The organism is Mycobacterium sp. MOTT36Y, from assembly GCF_000262165.1.
Lineage (GTDB): Bacteria > Actinomycetota > Actinomycetes > Mycobacteriales > Mycobacteriaceae > Mycobacterium > Mycobacterium intracellulare.
Genome location: NC_017904.1, coordinates 5,083,594 through 5,101,324, shown reverse-complemented (window position 1 = coordinate 5,101,324; position 17,731 = coordinate 5,083,594). Strand labels below are relative to the sequence as shown.

18 protein-coding genes and 1 riboswitch are annotated in these 17,731 nt (G+C 69.5%); of the genes, 10 read left to right on the top strand and 8 right to left on the bottom strand.

Going from position 1 to position 17,731, the window contains the following annotated elements; all coding sequences use genetic code 11:
• Positions 1–13 precede the first annotated feature (13 nt).
• Complete coding sequence (locus W7S_RS23355; protein WP_020823668.1) at positions 14–766, bottom strand: MBL fold metallo-hydrolase; 753 nt, start codon at positions 764–766, stop codon at positions 14–16.
• A gap of 135 nt (positions 767–901) precedes the next feature.
• On the opposite strand from W7S_RS23355, the gene fgd reads away from it, so the two are divergent.
• The 3 genes from fgd to W7S_RS23340 are packed head-to-tail and all read left to right on the top strand — an operon-like array spanning position 902 to position 5,222.
• Positions 902–1,912 carry a glucose-6-phosphate dehydrogenase (coenzyme-F420) gene (gene fgd, locus W7S_RS23350; protein WP_014712473.1) on the top strand — a complete coding sequence of 337 codons (1,011 nt, stop codon included), beginning with the start codon at positions 902–904 and terminating at the stop codon, positions 1,910–1,912.
• An 11-nt stretch (positions 1,913–1,923) separates the two neighbouring features.
• On the top strand, positions 1,924–4,074 hold the full coding sequence (gene pta, locus W7S_RS23345; protein WP_014712472.1) for a phosphate acetyltransferase: 2,151 nt from the start codon (positions 1,924–1,926) through the stop codon (positions 4,072–4,074).
• Positions 4,071–5,222 (top strand): acetate kinase, encoded by a 1,152-nt coding sequence (locus tag W7S_RS23340; protein WP_014712471.1) that lies wholly within the window; start codon positions 4,071–4,073, stop codon positions 5,220–5,222. Before pta ends, W7S_RS23340 begins: the two co-directional genes overlap by 4 nt.
• A 76-nt stretch (positions 5,223–5,298) precedes the next feature.
• On the opposite strand, the gene W7S_RS23335 is transcribed toward W7S_RS23340, so the two are convergent.
• The 4 genes from W7S_RS23335 to glnX all read right to left on the bottom strand — a co-directional run bounded on the left by W7S_RS23335 (position 5,299) and on the right by glnX (position 11,104).
• Complete coding sequence (locus tag W7S_RS23335; protein WP_041298096.1) at positions 5,299–6,162, bottom strand: endonuclease domain-containing protein; 864 nt, start codon at positions 6,160–6,162, stop codon at positions 5,299–5,301.
• 357 nt (positions 6,163–6,519) lie between these two features.
• Complete coding sequence (locus W7S_RS23330) at positions 6,520–8,808, bottom strand: serine/threonine-protein kinase PknG (protein ID WP_008261442.1); 2,289 nt, start codon at positions 8,806–8,808, stop codon at positions 6,520–6,522.
• The gene (locus tag W7S_RS23325; RefSeq protein ID WP_014712469.1) at positions 8,808–9,785 is read right to left on the bottom strand and encodes a glutamate ABC transporter substrate-binding protein; all 978 of its coding nucleotides are present in this window, start codon (positions 9,783–9,785) and stop codon (positions 8,808–8,810) included. The genes W7S_RS23330 and W7S_RS23325 overlap by 1 nt, the downstream gene beginning before the upstream one ends.
• Positions 9,785–11,104 (bottom strand): protein kinase G-activating protein GlnX, encoded by a 1,320-nt coding sequence (glnX, locus tag W7S_RS23320; protein WP_008261439.1) that lies wholly within the window; start codon positions 11,102–11,104, stop codon positions 9,785–9,787. Before glnX ends, W7S_RS23325 begins: the two co-directional genes overlap by 1 nt.
• A gap of 153 nt (positions 11,105–11,257) precedes the next feature.
• Here glnX and W7S_RS23315 point away from each other — a divergent pair, with 153 nt between their 5' ends.
• Positions 11,258–11,890 (top strand): NUDIX hydrolase, encoded by a 633-nt coding sequence (locus tag W7S_RS23315; RefSeq protein ID WP_008261437.1) that lies wholly within the window; start codon positions 11,258–11,260, stop codon positions 11,888–11,890.
• Here W7S_RS23315 and thiE read toward each other — a convergent pair.
• Positions 11,862–12,545: a thiamine phosphate synthase gene (thiE, locus tag W7S_RS23310; RefSeq protein ID WP_014712468.1), complete on the bottom strand. Its 684-nt coding sequence runs from the start codon at positions 12,543–12,545 to the stop codon at positions 11,862–11,864. The genes W7S_RS23315 and thiE overlap by 29 nt on opposite strands.
• 36 nt (positions 12,546–12,581) lie before the next feature.
• Positions 12,582–12,700: riboswitch (TPP riboswitch) on the top strand.
• 1 nt (position 12,701) lies between these two features.
• Between thiE and thiO the strand changes: the two genes are divergently transcribed.
• From thiO to W7S_RS23290, 4 genes are read left to right on the top strand one after another with little or no spacing between them, the layout of a single operon-like run.
• A complete protein-coding gene (gene thiO / locus W7S_RS23305) occupies positions 12,702–13,724 on the top strand; it encodes a glycine oxidase ThiO (RefSeq protein ID WP_014712467.1) in 1,023 nt (340 codons plus the stop codon).
• Entirely contained in the window at positions 13,721–13,930 is a 210-nt protein-coding gene (thiS, locus tag W7S_RS23300; RefSeq protein WP_014712466.1) for a sulfur carrier protein ThiS, read from the top strand. Before thiO ends, thiS begins: the two co-directional genes overlap by 4 nt.
• Positions 13,923–14,732, top strand: coding sequence for a thiazole synthase (locus W7S_RS23295; protein WP_014712465.1), 810 nt, complete (start codon positions 13,923–13,925; stop codon positions 14,730–14,732). The genes thiS and W7S_RS23295 overlap by 8 nt, the downstream gene beginning before the upstream one ends.
• A 4-nt stretch (positions 14,733–14,736) precedes the next feature.
• On the top strand, positions 14,737–15,504 hold the full coding sequence (locus W7S_RS23290; RefSeq protein ID WP_014712464.1) for an SGNH/GDSL hydrolase family protein: 768 nt from the start codon (positions 14,737–14,739) through the stop codon (positions 15,502–15,504).
• 3 nt (positions 15,505–15,507) lie between these two features.
• On the opposite strand, the gene W7S_RS23285 is transcribed toward W7S_RS23290, so the two are convergent.
• Together W7S_RS23285 and W7S_RS23280 are read right to left on the bottom strand one after the other, a co-directional pair.
• The gene (locus tag W7S_RS23285; RefSeq protein WP_008261427.1) at positions 15,508–16,029 is read right to left on the bottom strand and encodes a hypothetical protein; all 522 of its coding nucleotides are present in this window, start codon (positions 16,027–16,029) and stop codon (positions 15,508–15,510) included.
• Between the two features lie 60 nt (positions 16,030–16,089).
• Entirely contained in the window at positions 16,090–16,620 is a 531-nt protein-coding gene (locus W7S_RS23280; protein WP_014712463.1) for a hypothetical protein, read from the bottom strand.
• A 336-nt stretch (positions 16,621–16,956) separates the two neighbouring features.
• On the opposite strand from W7S_RS23280, the gene W7S_RS23275 reads away from it, so the two are divergent.
• Together W7S_RS23275 and W7S_RS23270 are read left to right on the top strand one after the other, a co-directional pair.
• Positions 16,957–17,289 carry a CD225/dispanin family protein gene (locus W7S_RS23275; RefSeq protein ID WP_008261422.1) on the top strand — a complete coding sequence of 111 codons (333 nt, stop codon included), beginning with the start codon at positions 16,957–16,959 and terminating at the stop codon, positions 17,287–17,289.
• A 15-nt stretch (positions 17,290–17,304) separates the two neighbouring features.
• On the top strand, positions 17,305–17,730 hold the full coding sequence (locus tag W7S_RS23270) for a DUF2752 domain-containing protein (RefSeq protein ID WP_041298289.1): 426 nt from the start codon (positions 17,305–17,307) through the stop codon (positions 17,728–17,730).
• Position 17,731 lies beyond the last annotated feature (1 nt).

Genomic DNA, 17,731 nt, shown 5'->3' with positions numbered 1-17,731 from the left:
CGCCTAACGGCACCTACCCACCGCCGGCCACCGAGATGGCCCGAGCCGTCGCCTCGCGGATCGGGCCGCGCCACACGTCGCCGTGCCCCGGCAGCAACACCTCGGTGTCGAGCAGGGCCAACGCGTCCAGGCTGCGCAGCGAATTCTGCTGGCTGTGGCTGAACACCTCCGGCAGCAGCTGTGGCCCGTCGTGCTTGAGCAGGGGGTGGCCGGTGATCAGGGCGTCGCCGCTGACCAGGACCCCGTCGACCACATACGAGCAGTGCCCGCTGGTGTGCCCCGGGGTGAAAACGGCCATCGGATGCCCGGGCAGGCCGGCGGCCACGTCGGCGGTCAGCGGCCGCGTCGACGGGATGCCGTCGCGGATCAGGCCGCCGCTGCGCACCACGTGCAACCCCCACGCCGCCCACCGCGGCCGCCAAATGCGAAGGGCGACATCGAAAACCGAGGCCTGCTCCAGGTATTCGCGCTTGGCGTGCCCCACCTCGTCAGCGTGGCAATACACGTCGGTGCCGTGCTCGTTGGCGAACCAGATCGCCGAGCCCAGGTGGTCGATGTGGGCGTGGGTCAGCAGGATGGCACGCACGTCTCCGGCGTCGAAGCCCAGCTCGCGCAGCGACGCCAGCACGTCGGGGCGGTCCCCGGGATAGCCGGCGTCGATCAGCATCACGCCGGTGTCGTCGGCGACGATCGTCCAGTTGACGGCGTCGCCCCGGGCGAGGTGCACCGTGTCGGTGGCTTGAACAAGAGTTGGCGCCGGTCCCATGCCCGCGAGTGTAGGTCTGACGCGCGGCGTAGCCGGGCGCGGCGGGTCGCGACCATCGGCACGGAGCGATCGCAAGCGCGGCGTTTCGCCGGGCGCGGCGGGTCGCGACCATCGGCACAGGAGTAGAAAGAACTCGTGGCTGAACTGAAACTCGGATACAAAGCGTCCGCCGAACAATTTGCACCGCGCGAGCTCGTCGAGCTTGCGGTCGCCGCCGAAGGTCACGGCATGGACAGCGCAACGGTCAGTGACCATTTCCAGCCGTGGCGGCACGAGGGCGGGCACGCCCCGTTCTCGCTGGCCTGGATGACCGCGGTCGGCGAACGCACGAAGCGCATCACGCTGGGCACCTCCGTGCTCACCCCGACCTTCCGCTACAACCCCGCCGTCATCGCGCAGGCCTTCGCCACCATGGCCTGTCTGTACCCGGGCCGCATCTTCCTCGGGGTCGGCACCGGCGAGGCGCTGAACGAGATCGCCACGGGATACGAGGGCGACTGGCCAGAGTTCAAGGAGCGGTTCGCCCGGCTGCGCGAGTCGGTGCGGTTGATGCGCGAGCTGTGGCGCGGCGACCGCGTCGACTTCGACGGCGAGTACTACCGGCTCAAGGGGGCCTCGATCTACGACGTGCCCGAGGGCGGGGTCCCGATCTACGTCGCGGCCGGGGGCCCCGCGGTCGCCAAGTACGCGGGGCGCGCCGGCGACGGCTTCATCTGCACCTCCGGCAAGGGCGAGGAGCTCTACAAGGACAAGCTGATCCCCGCCGTCAAGGAGGGCGCGGCGATCAACGACCGCAACATCGACGACATCGACAAGATGATCGAGATCAAGATCTCCTATGACCCCGATCCCAAACTGGCGCTGGAGAACACCCGATTCTGGGCGCCGCTGTCGCTGACCGCCGAACAGAAGCACAGCATCGACGACCCGATCGAGATGGAGAAGGCCGCCGATGCGCTCCCGATTGAGCAGGTCGCCAAGCGCTGGATCGTGGCATCCGATCCCGACGAGGCGGTCGAAAAGGTCGGCCAGTACGTGAAGTGGGGCCTCAACCACCTGGTGTTCCACGCGCCCGGTCACGACCAGCGCCGGTTCCTGGACCTCTTCGAGAAGGACCTGGCGCCGCGGTTGCGGCGGCTGGCCTGAGGGGCGGACGAGTGGTCTCGGGCGCCGCAACGGCAATCTACATCGCCGCGCCCGAGCCGGAGACCGGAAAGTCGACGATCGCGCTGGGCCTGCTGCACCGGCTGACCGCGACGGTGGCGAAAGTCGGTGTGTTCCGGCCCATTACGCGTTCAGATGGCGGCGATCGCCAGCGCGGCGAAGCCGGGCGCAGCGGGTCGCCGCAGGACCGGGGGGATCGCGACTACATCCTGGAACTGCTGCTGTCGCGCACCACGGCGGGCCTGTCGTACGAGCAATGCGTCGGCGTCACCTACCAGCAGCTGCACGCGGACGGCGACGCGGCGATCGCCGCCATCGTTGACGCCTACCACGCCGTCGCCGAGCAGTGCGACGTCGTGGTGATCGTCGGCAGCGACTATTCCGAACTCGGACAGGCGATTCGACCCGCGGAGCTTTCCACCAACGCGCGCATCGCGGTCAACCTCGGCGCGCCGCTGCTGCTGACGGTCAGCGGCAAGGGCCGCACCGCCGGTGAGGTCGCCGACGTCGTCAAGGTGTGCCTGGCCGAGCTGGACGCCCAGCACGCCCACACCGCGGCGGTGGTGGCCAACCGCTGCGAACCGGCCGAGCTGGACGCCATCCGGAAGAAGCTGGACGAGGCGCTGCGGCCGTCGTCCCTGCGCAGCTACGTCCTGCCCGACGAACCGCTGTTGTCGGCGCCGACGGTGGCCGAGCTTCAGAGCGCGGTGCGCGGGACGCCGGTCAGCGGCGAAGAGTCGCTGCGCGAACGCGAGGTCACCGGTGTGATGGTGGCCGGGATGACCGCCGACCACGTCCTGGAACGGCTGCGCGACGGAATGGCGGTCATCACCCCCGGCGACCGCTCGGACGTGGTGCTCGCGGTCGCGAGCGCCCATGCCGCGGAAGGGTTTCCGTCCCTGTCGTGCATCGTCCTCAACGGCGGCTTCGAGCTGCACCCGTCCATCGCGGCCCTGGTCGCCGGGCTGCGGCTGCGGCTGCCGATCGTCGCCACCGCGCTGGGCACCTACGACACCGCCAGCGCGGCGGCCTCCGCCCGGGGCAGCGTCACGGCGGCGTCGCAACGCAAGATCGACACCGCGGTCGAGCTGATGGACGGCCACGTCGACATCACCGATCTGCTGGCGCAGCTTGCCATTCCGATCCCCACCGTGACCACGCCGCAGATGTTCATCCATCAGCTGACGCTGCAGGCGCGTTCGGATCGCAGGCACATCGTGCTGCCCGAGGGCGACGACGACCGCATCCTGCGCTCGGCCGGGCGGGTGCTGCAACGCCGCGTCGCCGACCTGACCATCCTGGGCGACGAGGCCCAAATCCGCCAGCGCGCGGGCGAACTCGGGGTGGACCTGGCTGATGTGACGGTGATCGATCCGCGCGCCAGCCGGTTGCGCGACGAGTTCGCCGACCAGTATGCGCAGTTGCGCAAGGCGAAGGGGGTCACCGTCGAGCAGGCTCGCGAGATCATGCGCGACACAACGTACTTCGGCACCATGATGGTGCACAACGGGATGGTCGACGGCATGGTGTCCGGCGCCGCCCACACCACCGCGCACACCGTGCGGCCCGCGTTCGAGATCATCAAGACCGTCCCGGACGTGTCCACCGTGTCCAGCATCTTCCTGATGTGCCTGCCCGATCGTGTCCTGGCCTACGGCGATTGCGCGATCATCCCCAATCCGACACCGGAGCAGCTGGCCGACATCGCAATCTCCTCGGCGCGCACCGCCGCACAATTCGGCATCGAACCGCGGGTCGCGATGCTGTCCTACTCGACCGGCGACTCCGGCTCCGGTGCCGACGTCGACAAGGTCAGAACGGCAACGCAATTGGTGCGAGAGCGCAACCCCGACCTGCCGGTGGAGGGCCCCATCCAGTACGACGCGGCGATCGAACCGTCGGTCGCGGCCACCAAGCTGCGCGACTCGCCGGTGGCCGGACGCGCCACGGTGCTGATCTTCCCCGACCTCAACACCGGCAACAACACCTACAAGGCGGTCCAGCGCAGCGCCGGAGCCCTCGCCATCGGACCCGTGCTGCAGGGTCTGCGCAAGCCGGTGAACGACCTGTCGCGGGGCGCGCTGGTCGAGGACATCGTGAACACCGTTGCCATCACCGCGATTCAGGCGCAGGGCGGCCCATGACCGATCGCCTGGTGCTGGTGATCAACTCCGGCTCGTCGTCGGTGAAGTTTCAGCTGGTCGATCCCGATTCGGGCACCGCGCTCTCGACCGGGCTGGTGGAGCGTATCGGTGAGGCGGGTTCGCCGGTTCCCGACCATGACGCCGCGCTGCGCCGCGCGTTCGACACGCTGGCCGACGACGGCATCGACCTCAAGACATGCGGCGTCGTCGCGGTCGGCCATCGAGTGGTGCACGGCGGCAACGCGTTCTACGAGCCCACCCCGCTGGACGATGCGGTGATCGCCCGGCTCGGCGAACTGTCGGACCTGGCGCCGCTGCACAACCCTCCCTCGCTCAAGGGAATCGAGGTCGCCCGGCGGCTGCTGCCCGACATTCCGCACATCGCGGTCTTCGACACCGGGTTCTTCCACGACCTGCCGCCCGCCGCCGCGACCTACGCCATCGACCGCGAGCTGGCGCAGCGGCATCAGATCCGCCGGTACGGGTTCCACGGCACCTCGCACCGCTACGTCAGCGAGCAGGCCGCCGCCTTCCTGGACAGGCCGCCGAGTGACCTGAAACAGATTGTGCTGCACCTGGGTAACGGCTGCTCGGCGTCAGCGATCGCCGGCACCCGGCCGATCGACACCTCGATGGGCCTCACCCCGCTGGAGGGGCTGGTGATGGGCACCCGCAGCGGGGACATCGATCCCAGCGTCGTCAGCTACCTGTCCCACACCGCCGGGATGGGCGTGGACGACATCGAGACCATGCTCAACAAGCGATCCGGGGTGCTGGGCCTTTCCGGCGAGCGCGACTTCCGCCGGCTGCGAACGATGATCGAATCCGGCGACGAGTCAGCGCAATTGGCCTACAGCGTGTTCACGCATCGGCTGCGCAAGTACGTCGGCGCCTACCTGGCGGTGCTGGGGCACACCGACGTCATCAGCTTCACCGCGGGGATCGGCGAGAACGACGCGGCGGTGCGCCGCGACGCGGTCGCCGGCTTGGAGGAGCTGGGCATCGTGCTTGACGAGCGCCGCAACCTCGGTGGCGGCAAGGGTGCGCGGCAGATCTCCGCCGACGATTCGCCGATCGCCGTCCTGGTGATCCCGACCAACGAAGAACTCGCCATCGCCCGCGACTGCGTGAACGTGCTGGCGGGATAGCTCGCCGCCGAGTGTGCATCCTGGGCTTTGATCGTGAACCGTCGGCGGCGACACGCCGATAATCCACGCCGTAGGTTCACACCGAAAGCCCCCGGCTCACAGGCGATTTCGCGAGGGCCTCGCGCACCCGGCGCAGGATGCTGGCCGGGCGGTCCTCAGCGACCACCCGGACTATGGTCCAGCCCATCTCCTCGAGCATCTCCATGCGCCGGAGGTCTCTGACGAATTGGCGCCGGTCGCTGCGATGGTGATCGCCGTCGTACTCGACAGCAACCAGCGATTCGTCCCAGCCCAGATCCAGGTAGGCGAACGGTAGGCCGTCGGCGGCCAGCACCGGGATCTGCGTCTGCGGCCGGGGCAGGCCGGCATCGATGAGGAGCAGTCGCAGATAGCTCTCCCTGGGGGACTGAGCGCCGGGGTCGACCAGGTCGAGCGCGGCCTCCAATCGCCGCAAGCCGGGTGCGCGAGGGTGCGCCGCCGCAACATCCAGCACGTCATCGACCTTGAAACCCGTTGCCCGGGCGAGCGCGTCCAGCCGCACCACGGCCGAGCGCACCGCGCCGCGCCGTCCGATGTCGAAAGCGGTCCGCTCCGGAGTGGTGACCGCGAGCCCATCGCTGATCTGGGTTTCGCCGGCGCACAGGGTTTCCCGGCGCGTCAGCACGCCGCGGGGAGGATGAGTGTTGGTGTGTATCAGCTCGACCGGGACGCTGTCGGGGATCCACTGGGCGCCATGCAGCGCGGCCGCGGCGGCTCCACCGATGACCGCCTTGCGCCCCGACCACAGCCAGGCCGCGCGGATGCGCAATTCGAGCGGCACCTCGGCGTGCATCGGCACGTAGACGTTCGGGAACACCGCTCGGTAGGACACCCGCAGCTGGTGGCGGCTGAGGCTTCCCGACGCCAACTCCTCGCTGCCGATGAACGGCACTTGTCTCATGCCGCGAACGATTGCACGTCAACCACGGTCGGCGAGTGCGTCTGTGCACAGGGCGCGCACGGCAAGCCGCCGGACGGGCTGACGCCGGGTCCGCCAGGCCCCGGCTTAAATCGACTGTGAATCACCGACTTTGAGTGTGAACCCACGGCTTTCAGTGTGAACCCACGGCGGGGTTTGTCGGCGTGTCGCCACCCAGGGTTCACACTGAACGCCCAGGATTCACACTCGACGCGAAAGGGGCGGCCGACGCGAAAGGGCCGGCCAAAGGACGCAAGGTCGACGCGGGAAAGGCCGACGCGGGAAAGGTCGACGCGGGAAAACCACCAGGCGGCGCAAACCGGCAAACCCGCAAAGACCTCAGAACGTGCTCGTGGGCCGCACCCGGTTGGCCATGTCCACCAGCTCGTAGCGATGCCGCTGCGTGGGGGCGACGCGGGCCAGATTGCGCAGCGCCGCCTCGACGCCCAGCCGCAGCCCGTGCTCGGTGAACGGGAAGCCCAGGATGTGATTGGTGCTGGCCTTGTTGTCCTCCAACCAGTCCATCGCGCAGCCCAGCACCAGCGCACGGATCTGCAACACGCGGGGTTCGGTGGGCGGCAGCGCCTCCACCCGTCGCGCGGCGTCCCGGATGTCCTCTTCGGTGATCTCGCTCTTGGACCGGCCGGACAGCAGCGTCACCGCGCTCGTCAGGCGCGCGGTGGTGAAGTGCCGCGAGGTGGCCGGCACCTCGTCCAGCGTGCGCACCGCGGCGGCCCGATCACCTTCCGCGGACAGCGATCTGGCCAACCCGAAGGCCGCCGAGATCACGCCGTCGTTGGTCTTCCACACCGTCTCGTAATGCTTGTGCTCGTCGACGTCGCCGGCCAGCTCGGCGGTGGCGGCCAGCGCCAGCTTCGGTGCGAGCTCACCCGGGAACGTGTCCAGCACCTCGGTGAAATGTGTTGTGGCCGAATCGTAATCACCGGTGAGCAGGTCGGCCACGGCCTTGTACCAGACCAGCCGCCACTGCCAACCCACCCGCTCGGCAAGGTCCTCGAGCTTGCGGGTGGCCTTGGCGACGTCGCCGAGATCCAGCAGCGCGCGCACCTCCATCAGCGGTAGCTCGACCGACTCGGACAGCTCGGCGCCGTCGGCGTCCAGCGTCCCGTGCCGGGCCGCACGCAACGAGTCCAGGGTCTGCACCGGCTGCGACAACACCGTCGCCTGCAGCACCGACGCGGCGACGTCGGCCGGATTGACCAGCGGCACTTGCAGTGCGGTGACGATTTCGCGGGCGGTCAGCTTCTCCGAATGGACCTGCCCGTCCAGGTACACGTCGGTGTGCGCGACCAGCAGATCCACCCCGAACGTGGAGCGGCTGGGGGAGAAGATCGTCGACAGGCCGGGCCGCGGCACCCCGGTGTCGTGGGCGACCACCTCGCGCAGCACGCCGATCAACTGCGCCGACATCTCCTCGGTGCTGGCGAACCGGCGACGCGGGTCGGGATCGGTGGCGCGGCGCAGCAACCGGTGGAACGAGTCGTAGGTGCTCAGCACCGGGTCGTGCTCGGGCAGGCCGTCGACGTAGCGGCCGTTGCGGGTGCGCAGGTTGAGCGTGAGCGCCGCCAGTGTGCGGCCCACCGTGTAGATGTCGGTGGCGACCGTCGGGCCGGTGCGCACAATCTCGGGCGCCTGGAAACCCGGTGTGCCGTAAAGGTATCCGAACGAATTGATCCGCGACACCGCGCCCAGGTCGATGAGCTTGAGCTGCTCCTCGGTGAGCATGATGTTCTCCGGCTTCAGGTCGTTGTAGACCAGGCCGATGGAGTGCAGATAGCTCAGCGCGGGCAGGATTTCCAGCAGGTAGGCGATGGCCTCGGCGACCGGAAGTTTCTCGCCCTTCCCGTGCTTGAGCGACTGCCCGCCGACGTACTCCATGACGATGTAGCCGACCGGATTGCCGTGCTGGTCCTTGTGTTCGACGAAGTTGAAGATCTGCACGATCTGCGGGTGGACCACCTCGGCCAGGAACTGCCGTTCGGCCATCGCGATCGCCTGCGCCTCCGCGTCGCCGGAGTGGACCAGGCCTTTGAGCACGACCGGCCGGTCGTTGACGTTTTTGTCGACGGCCAGGTATACCCAGCCCAGCCCGCCGTGCGCGATGCACCCCTTGACCTCGTACTGGCCGGCAACGATGTCGCCGGGATTGAGTTGCGGCAGAAACGAATACGGGCTGCCGCAGGCCGGGCACCAGCCCTCCGACGTGCCCTTGCTCTTCTTGCTGGACCGGCCCACCGGCTTCCCGCAGTTCCAGCAGAAGCGCTTGGACTCGGGGACCACCGGGTTGGTCATCAGCGCTTCGCGGGGGTCGATGTCGCGTCCCCGCGGGATCTCGACGAGTCCACCGCCGAGCTGTCGGACCGCGGGCAGCGCCCGCGTCGCCACCGTCATGCGGTCGCCGGTGTCGGTGTCCAGGGCGCCCAGCGCGATGTGCGGAAAGTCGTCGTCGTCATCGTCGAAGTCGGGCCGAAACAGCGCCTGCGTGGCCTGCAGCCGCCCCGTCGAGGCGCCGGTCTGGACCTCCGCCGGCTGGGTGCCGGGGTTCGCGTCCTCCACCGTTTCCGGGCCCGATTCCGGCTTCTCGGAGTGCTTGTCCGGCTCGGCCATCAGTCCAGATACCTCGGTGTGGGCGGGGCCGGCGCGGGGCCCAGCACGGTCAACCACTTGCGGTACAACGTGTTCCACGTGCCGTCGCGGCGGATCCTTTCCAGGGTCCCGTTGACGAACCGCACCAGTGCAGTGTTGTTCAGGTTGATGCCGATGCCGTAGGGCTGGGTGGCCATGTTGGGGCCGACGATGTGCAGGTAGGGGTCCTCTTCGACCAGCCCGGCCAGGATCGAGTCGTCGGTGCTCACGGCGTCGATCTCGCGCTGCTGCATCGCGACCAGGCAGTCGGCCCAGTTGACCACCGACACGATGACCGGGGGCGGGTCGATCTGCCGGATGCGGTGCAGCGAGGTGGTGCCCTTGGCCACGCAGACGCGTTTGCCAGACAGGTCGCTCACCTTGACGATCGACGAGTCGCGCGGGGCGAGGATGCGCTGGTTGGCGTCGAGGTAGACGGTGGAGAAGTTCACCAGCTTGCGCCGGTCGCAGGTGATGGTCATGGTCTTGACCACGATGTCGACCTCGCCGCGTTGCAGCGCGGTCACCCGCTCGTCCGACGACAGGATCCGGTACTCGACGTGGGACGGCGCGCCGAAGATGTCGCGGGCGATCTCGCCGGCGAGGTCGACGTCGAATCCGGTGATCTCGCCGGTGATCGGGTCGCGGAAGCTGAACAGGTTGCTGCCGATGTCGAGCCCGACGATCAGCCTGCCCCGCGCGCGGATGTCGGCGACCGCGGCGTCGGCCTCGGCCTTGGTGGGGAAGGGCCGCAGGCTGGCCGTCAGGTCGCAGTCCTGATTGGGGCCGTCGGGCGGCAGCGGCGGCTGCGGCGGCAGCTGTTCCATGCCGACCGGGGTGGGCGGCGGCAACGTCGGGACGCTGGCCACGTGCAGCGATTCCGTGTGCCCGCAACCCGCCAGCATGCAAACCGCGGCGGCCACGGTGCACGCCCGGCGCAGCAGGGGCAGGCGGATCATTATCGATACTCTTTCAGCCGCGGCCACAGGCCCAGCGCCACCGCGATGGCCGCCCCGAGGCTGAGCACCACGCCGCCCACCTGGGCGCCGGAGAGCCCGCTGCGCGCGTTGATGACGTCGTTGCGCAGGTGGATGCGGCCCTGGTCCATGGCCTTGACCAGCTCGTCTTCCAGCTTGTCGAACGCCGGGGTGGAATCCTCCTCGCTGCTGCCCAGCGCGACCTGGGTGGCGGCGCGGTAGTTCCCCACCGAGATGTACGAGCTGATCCGGTCATTGGCCTGACGCCAGCGCAGCAGCAGCTGGTCGGCGCCCTCGAGGTCCGGTTTGTCCACGGCGTCGCTGCGGGACATGTACTGGTCGAGCTGGCGGTGCATCGAGTCGATCCGCTGATAGAACGACTGCTTGCGCTTCTCCTCGTCGCCGCGGCGGATCAGCGACAGCGTCTCGTCGGCGCGCGCCTGCTGGGCGGTGATCGCGACGTTGGTGACGGTCTTGAGGGACTCCGCGGCGGTGTCCTTCGCGCTACGACTTGCCGTCGTAGAGATGGTTAGCGCAGTCCCGACCCACACCACCATGACGAGGATAGCGAGAGCGCCCACGACCAGGCCCGGGTTGATGCGGCGCCGGGTGCGCCGGGCCAGCCAGCGATGCGAGAAGGCGCCGAAGACGACGGTGGTGCCGACGACCATGATGACCGGCGCCGGAATCTGGGTCGACGCCGTGGTTTCCACGTCCACCCGCTCCGAGGTGGCCCGGTACAGCCGCGCCGCGTCGGGCAGGATCGTCGACTGCATCAGCCCCGATGCCTCCGACAGGTACGACGAACCGACCGGGTTGCCCGCCCGGTTGTTGGTCCGGGCGATCTCGATCAGGCCGGTATAGACGGCCAGCTGGGCGTTGATCCGGCCCAGCAGCTGCACCTGCGGTTCGTCGGTGAGTCCGCTGGAGGCCCGGGTCACGGCCACGGCCGCGTCGGTGATGGCCTGCTCGTAGCGCTGCCGCACGGGCGGCGGTTCGGCTTCGGCGATGAACGCCGTGGCGGCGGCGGCGTCGGCCACCGACAGCGTTGTGTAGAGCCGCCCGGCCGCGAACGACAGCGGCTCGGTGTGGTTGAGCACCGTGGTGAGCACCTGTTGCCGGTGGTTGATGGTGGTCGAGGTGGCGAAGGCGCTGATCCCGCCGAGGGCCGCCAGCACGATGCCGATGGTCAGGATGCGGCCCGGCGTCGTGGAGATGAACCACCAGCGGGGATGGGCTGGTTCGGCCGGTGACCGCGATCCCTGCGGCTCGGTCGACGGATGCGCCAGCTCAACCGTCACGTCTGATCAGCCCTCATCTCTTGGCCACTGGATTTCGCTGCACGGACCTCTATAAGCGAAGTCTAAGAGCATGTTCGGGTGGATGGGTGGAGGCCGACGCAATTGCCGACGCGCCGAAGACCGCCAAGAACCAAGTCTGCCTATCCTTGATCCGTGCAGGGCGACGGCGACGGTTGGGTGATCTCGGAGCGCGGCGCCCATTACTGGGGTCGGTACGGCGCCGCCGGTCTTTTGCTGCGCGCCCCGCGGGACGACGGCACGCCCGCGGTGCTGCTGCAGCATCGGGCGGTGTGGAGCCATCAGGGCGGGACCTGGGGGCTGCCGGGTGGGGCCCGGGACAGCCATGAGACGCCCGAGCAGACGGCGGTCCGCGAGGCGAACGAGGAGGCCGGGTTGCTCGTCGACCGGCTCGCCGTGCGCGCGACGCTGGTCACCGCCGAGGTCGCCGGGATCGGCGGCACGCGGTGGAGCTACACGACCGTCGTCGCCGACGCCGACGAGTTGTTGCACACCGTCCCGAACCGGGAGAGCGCGGAAATGCGGTGGGTGGCCGAGGACGAGGTGGCCGACCTGCCGCTGCATCCGGGCTTCGCGGCCAGCTGGCAACGGCTGCGGACCGCGACGGCGCTGGTGCCGCTGGGCGACGGCGACGAACGCCGGCAGTATCTGCCCCGCACGATCGAGGTCGAGGCCGGCGTCTTCGTGTGGTGCATGCCGGGTGACGCCGACGAGGTCCCGTCGCAGCTGAGCCGACGGATCAGCTCGCTGCTGCCAGCGCCGAACTGAGCCGCCGGGCGGCCGCCCGCGGGTCGGACGCCGCGGTGATCGCGCGCACCACCACCACACGGCGGGCGCCGGAGTCGAGCACCTCGGGCAGCCGCTGCGCGTCGATGCCGCCGATCGCGAACCACGGTTTGTCGGTCCCGAGCCCGGCGGCGGCGCGGACGAGCCCCAGGCCCGGCGCCTCGCGGTCCGGCTTGGTGGGCGTCGGCCAGCAGGGGCCGACGCAGAAGTAGTCCGCTTCGCTGACGGCCGCGGCGACGGCCTGGTCGGCGCTGTGGCTGGAGAGCCCGAGCAGCACGTCCGGACCGACGATGTCGCGCGCGACGTCCAGCGGCAGGTCCCCCTGCCCGAGGTGCAGCACGTCGGCGCCCGCCGCGCGGGCGATGTCGGCGCGGTCGTTGACCGCGAACAGGGCGCCGTGCCGGCGGGCGGCGTCGGCCAGGATCTCGCAGGCCGCCAGCTCCTCGCGCGCCTCCAGCGGCCCGAACCGCTGCTCGCCGGCCGACCCCTTGTCGCGCAGCTGGATGATGTCCACCCCGCCGGCCAGGGCGGCGTCGGCGAACTCGGCCAGGTCGCCGCGCTCGCGGCGCGCGTCGGTGCACAGGTACAGCCGCGCGGTGGCCAGGACGGAGAGTGGTCTATCCCAGGGACGCTGCACACCGAGACGCTAGCGCGCTAGCGTGGAGCGCAGAGAATTACCAGACACGGGAGTCCCGGGAGCGGGGCTGAGAGTGGGCACAGCCGCGAGGACCTGCCCTTACCGTCACACCTGATCCGGATCATGCCGGCGAAGGGAGGCTCGACAATGACCGGGATGCCCTCGGGCCCACCGCTGGGGTCGCTGGCCGTCATCGGCGGCGGCGTCATCGGGCTGGCGGTGGCACGCCGCGCCGCGCAGGCCGGCTGGTCGGTGCGGGTGCACCGCAGCGGGGAGCGGGGCGCATCCTGGGTCGCCGGCGGCATGCTCGCCCCGCACAGCGAGGGCTGGCCGGGCGAAGAGCGGTTGCTGCGGCTAGGCCTGGAATCCCTGCGGCTGTGGCGCGACGGCGGTTTCCTCGACGGCCTGCCGGCGGGGGTGGTCACCGCCCGCGAGTCGCTGGTGGTGGCCGTCGACCGCGCCGACGCCGCCGACCTGCGCACCGTGGCGGACTGGCTGTCCGCTCAGGGACACCCCGTGGTCTGGGAGTCGGCCGCCCGCGACGTGGAACCCCTACTCGCGCAGGGCATCCGGCACGGCTTTCGGGCGCCCACCGAGCTGGCCGTGGACAACCGGGCGGTGCTCGACGCGCTCGAGGCGGAGTGCGAGCGTCTCGGGGTGCGGTGGGCGTCGCCGGTGCACGACCTGTCGGCGGTCGAGGCCGACGCGGTGGTGATCGCCAACGGCATCGACGCGCCGGCGTTGTGGCCCGGGCTGCCGGTGCGCCCGGTCAAGGGCGAGGTGCTGCGACTGCGGTGGCGCAAAGGTTGTATGCCGTTGCCGCGGCGGGTGATTCGCGCCCGGGTGCACGGCCGGCAGGTCTACCTGGTGCCGCGCGCGGACGGCGTGGTGGTCGGCGCGACCCAATACGAGCACGGGCGTGACACCGCCCCGGTCGTCTCGGGGGTGCGTGACCTCCTCGACGATGCCTGCGCGGTGCTGCCGGCGCTCGGTGAATACGAGCTGGCCGAGTGCGGGGCCGGGCTGCGCCCGATGACACCCGACAATCTGCCGTTGGTGCATCGCCTGGACGCGCGCACGCTGGTCGCCGCCGGCCACGGACGGTCGGGGTTCCTGCTGGCGCCCTGGACGGCAGAACAGATCGTTTCCGAACTCGCACCGGTGGGAGCCGCGCAATGATCATCCTGGTGAACGAGAAAGAGGTCGACGTCGACGCGCACACCACGGTGTCGGCGCTGCTCGATTCCCTGGGCTTCCCGGACCGCGGCGTCGCCGTGGCGATGGACGACGCGGTGCTGCCGCGATCACGATGGGAGACAGAGCTTTCGGAGCTTCCCGGCGCTCCCGTGCGTCTCGAGGTGGTGACGGCGGTGCAAGGTGGCTGACTCGAAACTGACCATCGCGGACCGCAGCTTCGCCTCGCGGCTCATCATGGGGACCGGGGGAGCGAGCAACCTGGCGGTGCTGGAAGAGGCGCTCGTCGCGTCGGGCACGGAACTGACCACCGTCGCGATCCGCCGGGTCGACGCCGAGGGCGGCACCGGGTTGCTCGATCTGCTGGGCCGGCTCGGAATCACGCCGCTGCCCAACACCGCGGGATGCCGCGGCGCCGCCGAGGCGGTGCTCACCGCGCAGCTGGCCCGCGAGGCGTTGAACACCAATTGGATCAAGCTCGAGGTGATCGCCGACGAGCGCACGCTGCTGCCCGACGCGGTCGAATTGGTGCGCGCGGCAGAGCAATTGGTCGACGACGGGTTCGTCGTGCTGCCCTACACCAACGATGACCCGGTGCTTGCGCGCCGGCTGGAGGACGCCGGATGCGCGGCCGTCATGCCGCTGGGATCGCCGATCGGGACCGGGCTGGGCATCACCAATCCGCACAACATCGAGATGATCGTCGCCGGGGCCCACGTCCCGGTGGTGCTCGACGCCGGCATCGGCACCGCCAGCGACGCCGCGCTGGCCATGGAATTGGGTTGCGACGCCGTGCTGTTGGCCTCCGCGGTGACCCGGGCCGCCGACCCCCCCGCGATGGCCGCCGCGATGTCGGCCGCCGTCACCGCCGGCTATCTGGCCCGGCGCGCCGGGCGGATCCCGAAGCGGTTCTGGGCGCAGGCCTCGAGCCCTGGCGCGGCGACGATGCGGGCCGCGCAGCGGGCCGCCGAGGAGCCGGGCAATCGAGCCTGATCCGATGAAACGCTATGTCGCGCTGGGCAGTTCGATGGCCGCCGGTCCCGGTATCCGGCCGCGCGCCGCGGGTGCCCCGCGCTGGTCGGGCCGGTCCGCCCGCAACTATGCCCACCTGATCGCCCGGCGATACGGCTACGACCTTGTCGACGTCACCTTTTCCGGTGCGACCACCGCGAACGTGCTCGCCGAGCGTCAACGCGGCGCGCCGGCGCAAGTCGACGCCCTGGACGGTTCGGAGGGTCTGGTCACCATCACCATCGGCGGCAACGACGTCGGCTACGTACCGCTGTTGATGGCGGCCGCACTGCCGCGCCCGCTGCGGCGCGTGCCACTGCTGGGCGACCGCATCCGCGAACTGCTCGATCCCGACGCGCGAGATCGGGCCCTCGACGCGGTGTTCGAATCGCTGTGCGCGGTGGGCCGCGCGGTGCGTCAACGATCCGCCGGGGCGCGGATCTTCTTCGTCGACTACCTGACGATGCTGCCGCCCGCGGGCACGCCGGCCCCACCGCTGTCGCCCGCTGACGCCGACCTGGGCCGGCACGTGGCCGCCACGCTGGAAAGGATGACGGCCGACGCCGCCGCGGCGACCGGCTGCGGAATCGTCCACGCCGCCGCGGCCAGCCGCGAGCACCACGCCTGGTCGGCGGAGCCGTGGACGACGCTGCCGGCGCGCTACGGTGTTCCGCTACCGGGTCGCCCCACACCGTTGCACCCGAATCCCACCGGGATGCGCGCGGTAGCGGATTTGATTGCGGCTCAGCTGTAAACGTCAGCCGTTCGTGCGCCACCACTGGTAGAGCGCGTTGACGTCGGCGTTGGCCGCGGTCAGGTGACCCAGCACGTTCTTGGCGTCGGTGGTCCAGGTCAACGTCGCGTAGTTCTTGTAGGTGCCGCAGGCGATCTGGCCGCCGGTCTGGCCGTTCTGCTTCCACGTTCCCGGCGACTGCCCGGCGTCCCCGCACGCGGCCAGCGACACATCCTTGATCGTGGAACTGAAGGCGGAGCCCAGGTTCGTGCTGTTGGAGAAGAGCGCGTAGACGCCGGAGCCGGGTCCGCCGGAGTCGGGGCTCTGCCCGCAAAGCAGTTCGGCCAGTTCGCCGGTTTCGGTCAGCTCCTGCGGCTTGCAGTTGTTCAGGCCGTAGCCCTTCGACAGCGAAGCCGCCAGCGTGTTCATGTCCGTGGCGCTACCGGTGTTGGGTTCGGCGACCGCGGTGGCGCTGCCCGCGAGAACCAAACCGCCTGTGACAGCTGCGGCCGATACGACGCGCAGCGCGGTGATCAGATGTGACATTTTGACTCCCTGCGGTTGTGGGTGGTTAATGCAGAAACCCCTTGCCCCCCAAGAAGATTGTCAACCGTTGGCGCGCCACCACTGGTAGAGCGCGTTGACGTCGGTGTTGGACGCACGCAGGTAGCTCAGCGTGTTTTTCGCGTCCGTCGTCCAGATGATCTCGGCGGCGTTTTGGTACGTGCCGCACGCCGCCTGCCCGGCGTTGGCGGCCGAACCGTCCTTGTGCCAACTGGACGGCGACTGGTTGGCGTCCCCGCACGGCGTCAGGACGTCCTCCTTGATGGTGGCCCGAAACGCGGTGGCCAGGTTCTCGGCGCTGGTGAACAGGACGTACTTGGCCTGTGCCGGTCCTTTCGGATCGGGGCTTTGTCCGCACGTGAGTACGGCCAGTTGCCTGCCGCGGTCGATGTTCTGGGCGGTGCAGTTGTTCAAGCCGTAGCCCTTCGAGAGCGTGGCCGCGAGCGTGTTGATGTCCGACGAGTTGCCGGTGCCGGCGGGGTCGGCGGCCGCCGTGACGCCGCCCGCTAACGCGAAACCGGCCGTGAGCGCCATTGCCATCGCCGTCTTCAGCGCGTTGCTGAACTCAGACATGAATGGCTCCTTAACGGCCGTTGCTAACACGGATAGTAGGGCTATGTCGTGGTAATGCAACACGTTCCGGCGGCAATTGTCTGTGTGGGCATTAGTTCGGGGCGTCGCCCGCAAAGCCCCAGGGCAACGGACCGCAGGCGCATTTCGATGCGTCTAATATCGAATGACGTTGAGGCCGGGCGACAATCGGGTCTTCGGACCGATGCGCCGACGCCGCCGACGCGCCGTGGCCGTCGTTGCGCCGATCGGATTTTTTCATTGCTAGTGCCGACGCGACGCCGAGCGGGTATGGTTAGCACCGCTTTACGCCAGCTAACTTCTCTGAGTGGAGAATCCATGACACAACCGCCGCCCCCGCCGCCGCCTCCGGGTTACCCGCCGCAGCAGCCGGCCGCCCAAGCGCCGAACAACTATCTGGTGTGGTCGATTCTGGTGACCCTGTTCTGCTGCCTTCCGTTCGGGATCGTGGCGATCGTCAAATCCAGCCAGGTCAACGGGTTGTGGGCGCAGGGCCGCTACGCCGAGGCGCAGGCATCGGCCGAGAGCGCCAAGAAATGGGCGATCTGGTCGGCGGCCATCGGCGTCGTCGTCGGCATCATCTACGTCATCTTGATGTCGGTTGGCGCGCTGAACACGAACACGAACGCGGCGCTCGCCGCGATGTTCTAAGCCCGGATCTCGATGTTGGTGACCCGCCGAGGGGCGGCGCACGCGGGCCTGGGTGCACCACTGGTGGTGGCCGCATCCACGACGTTGATGTGCGCCGCCATCTGGGCGGGTGACCCGACCACCCCGAACGGCCCGCTGCCGGTATGCCCCACCAAGGCGTTGTTGGGGATCGACTGTCCCGGTTGCGGCAGCCTGCGCATGCTGTATTCCCTCATGCACGGCAATGTGTGGGCGGCCGCCAGGTTCAACGCTCTGGGCCTGGCGGCGGTCGTGCTGCTGGTGTGGGCGTACCTGGCCTGGACCTACGGACACGTGGTGGGCCGGCGGGTCCGCAGTTGGCAACACCGCCGCTGGGCCGCCGCGGTGACACTGTCATTGGTGCTGGCGTGGTTTGTGGTGCGCAACATTCCCTTCGCCCCCTTCACTGCGCTGTATGTCTGAT

Excerpts from the sequence above, each read along its gene's own strand:
- W7S_RS23355 (WP_020823668.1), bottom strand. The coding sequence starts at position 766 with ATGGGACCGGCGCCAACTCTTGTTCAAGCCACCGACACGGTGCACCTC.
- W7S_RS23340 (WP_014712471.1), top strand. The coding sequence starts at position 4,071 with ATGACCGATCGCCTGGTGCTGGTGATCAACTCCGGCTCGTCGTCGGTG.
- W7S_RS23335 (WP_041298096.1), bottom strand. The coding sequence starts at position 6,162 with ATGAGACAAGTGCCGTTCATCGGCAGCGAGGAGTTGGCGTCGGGAAGC.
- W7S_RS23330 (WP_008261442.1), bottom strand. The coding sequence starts at position 8,808 with ATGGCCGAGCCGGACAAGCACTCCGAGAAGCCGGAATCGGGCCCGGAA.
- W7S_RS23325 (WP_014712469.1), bottom strand. The coding sequence starts at position 9,785 with ATGATCCGCCTGCCCCTGCTGCGCCGGGCGTGCACCGTGGCCGCCGCG.
- thiO (WP_014712467.1), top strand. The coding sequence starts at position 12,702 with ATGCCCTCGGGCCCACCGCTGGGGTCGCTGGCCGTCATCGGCGGCGGC.
- thiS (WP_014712466.1), top strand. The coding sequence starts at position 13,721 with ATGATCATCCTGGTGAACGAGAAAGAGGTCGACGTCGACGCGCACACC.
- W7S_RS23290 (WP_014712464.1), top strand. The coding sequence starts at position 14,737 with ATGAAACGCTATGTCGCGCTGGGCAGTTCGATGGCCGCCGGTCCCGGT.
- W7S_RS23285 (WP_008261427.1), bottom strand. The coding sequence starts at position 16,029 with ATGTCACATCTGATCACCGCGCTGCGCGTCGTATCGGCCGCAGCTGTC.
- W7S_RS23280 (WP_014712463.1), bottom strand. The coding sequence starts at position 16,620 with ATGTCTGAGTTCAGCAACGCGCTGAAGACGGCGATGGCAATGGCGCTC.
- W7S_RS23275 (WP_008261422.1), top strand. The coding sequence starts at position 16,957 with ATGACACAACCGCCGCCCCCGCCGCCGCCTCCGGGTTACCCGCCGCAG.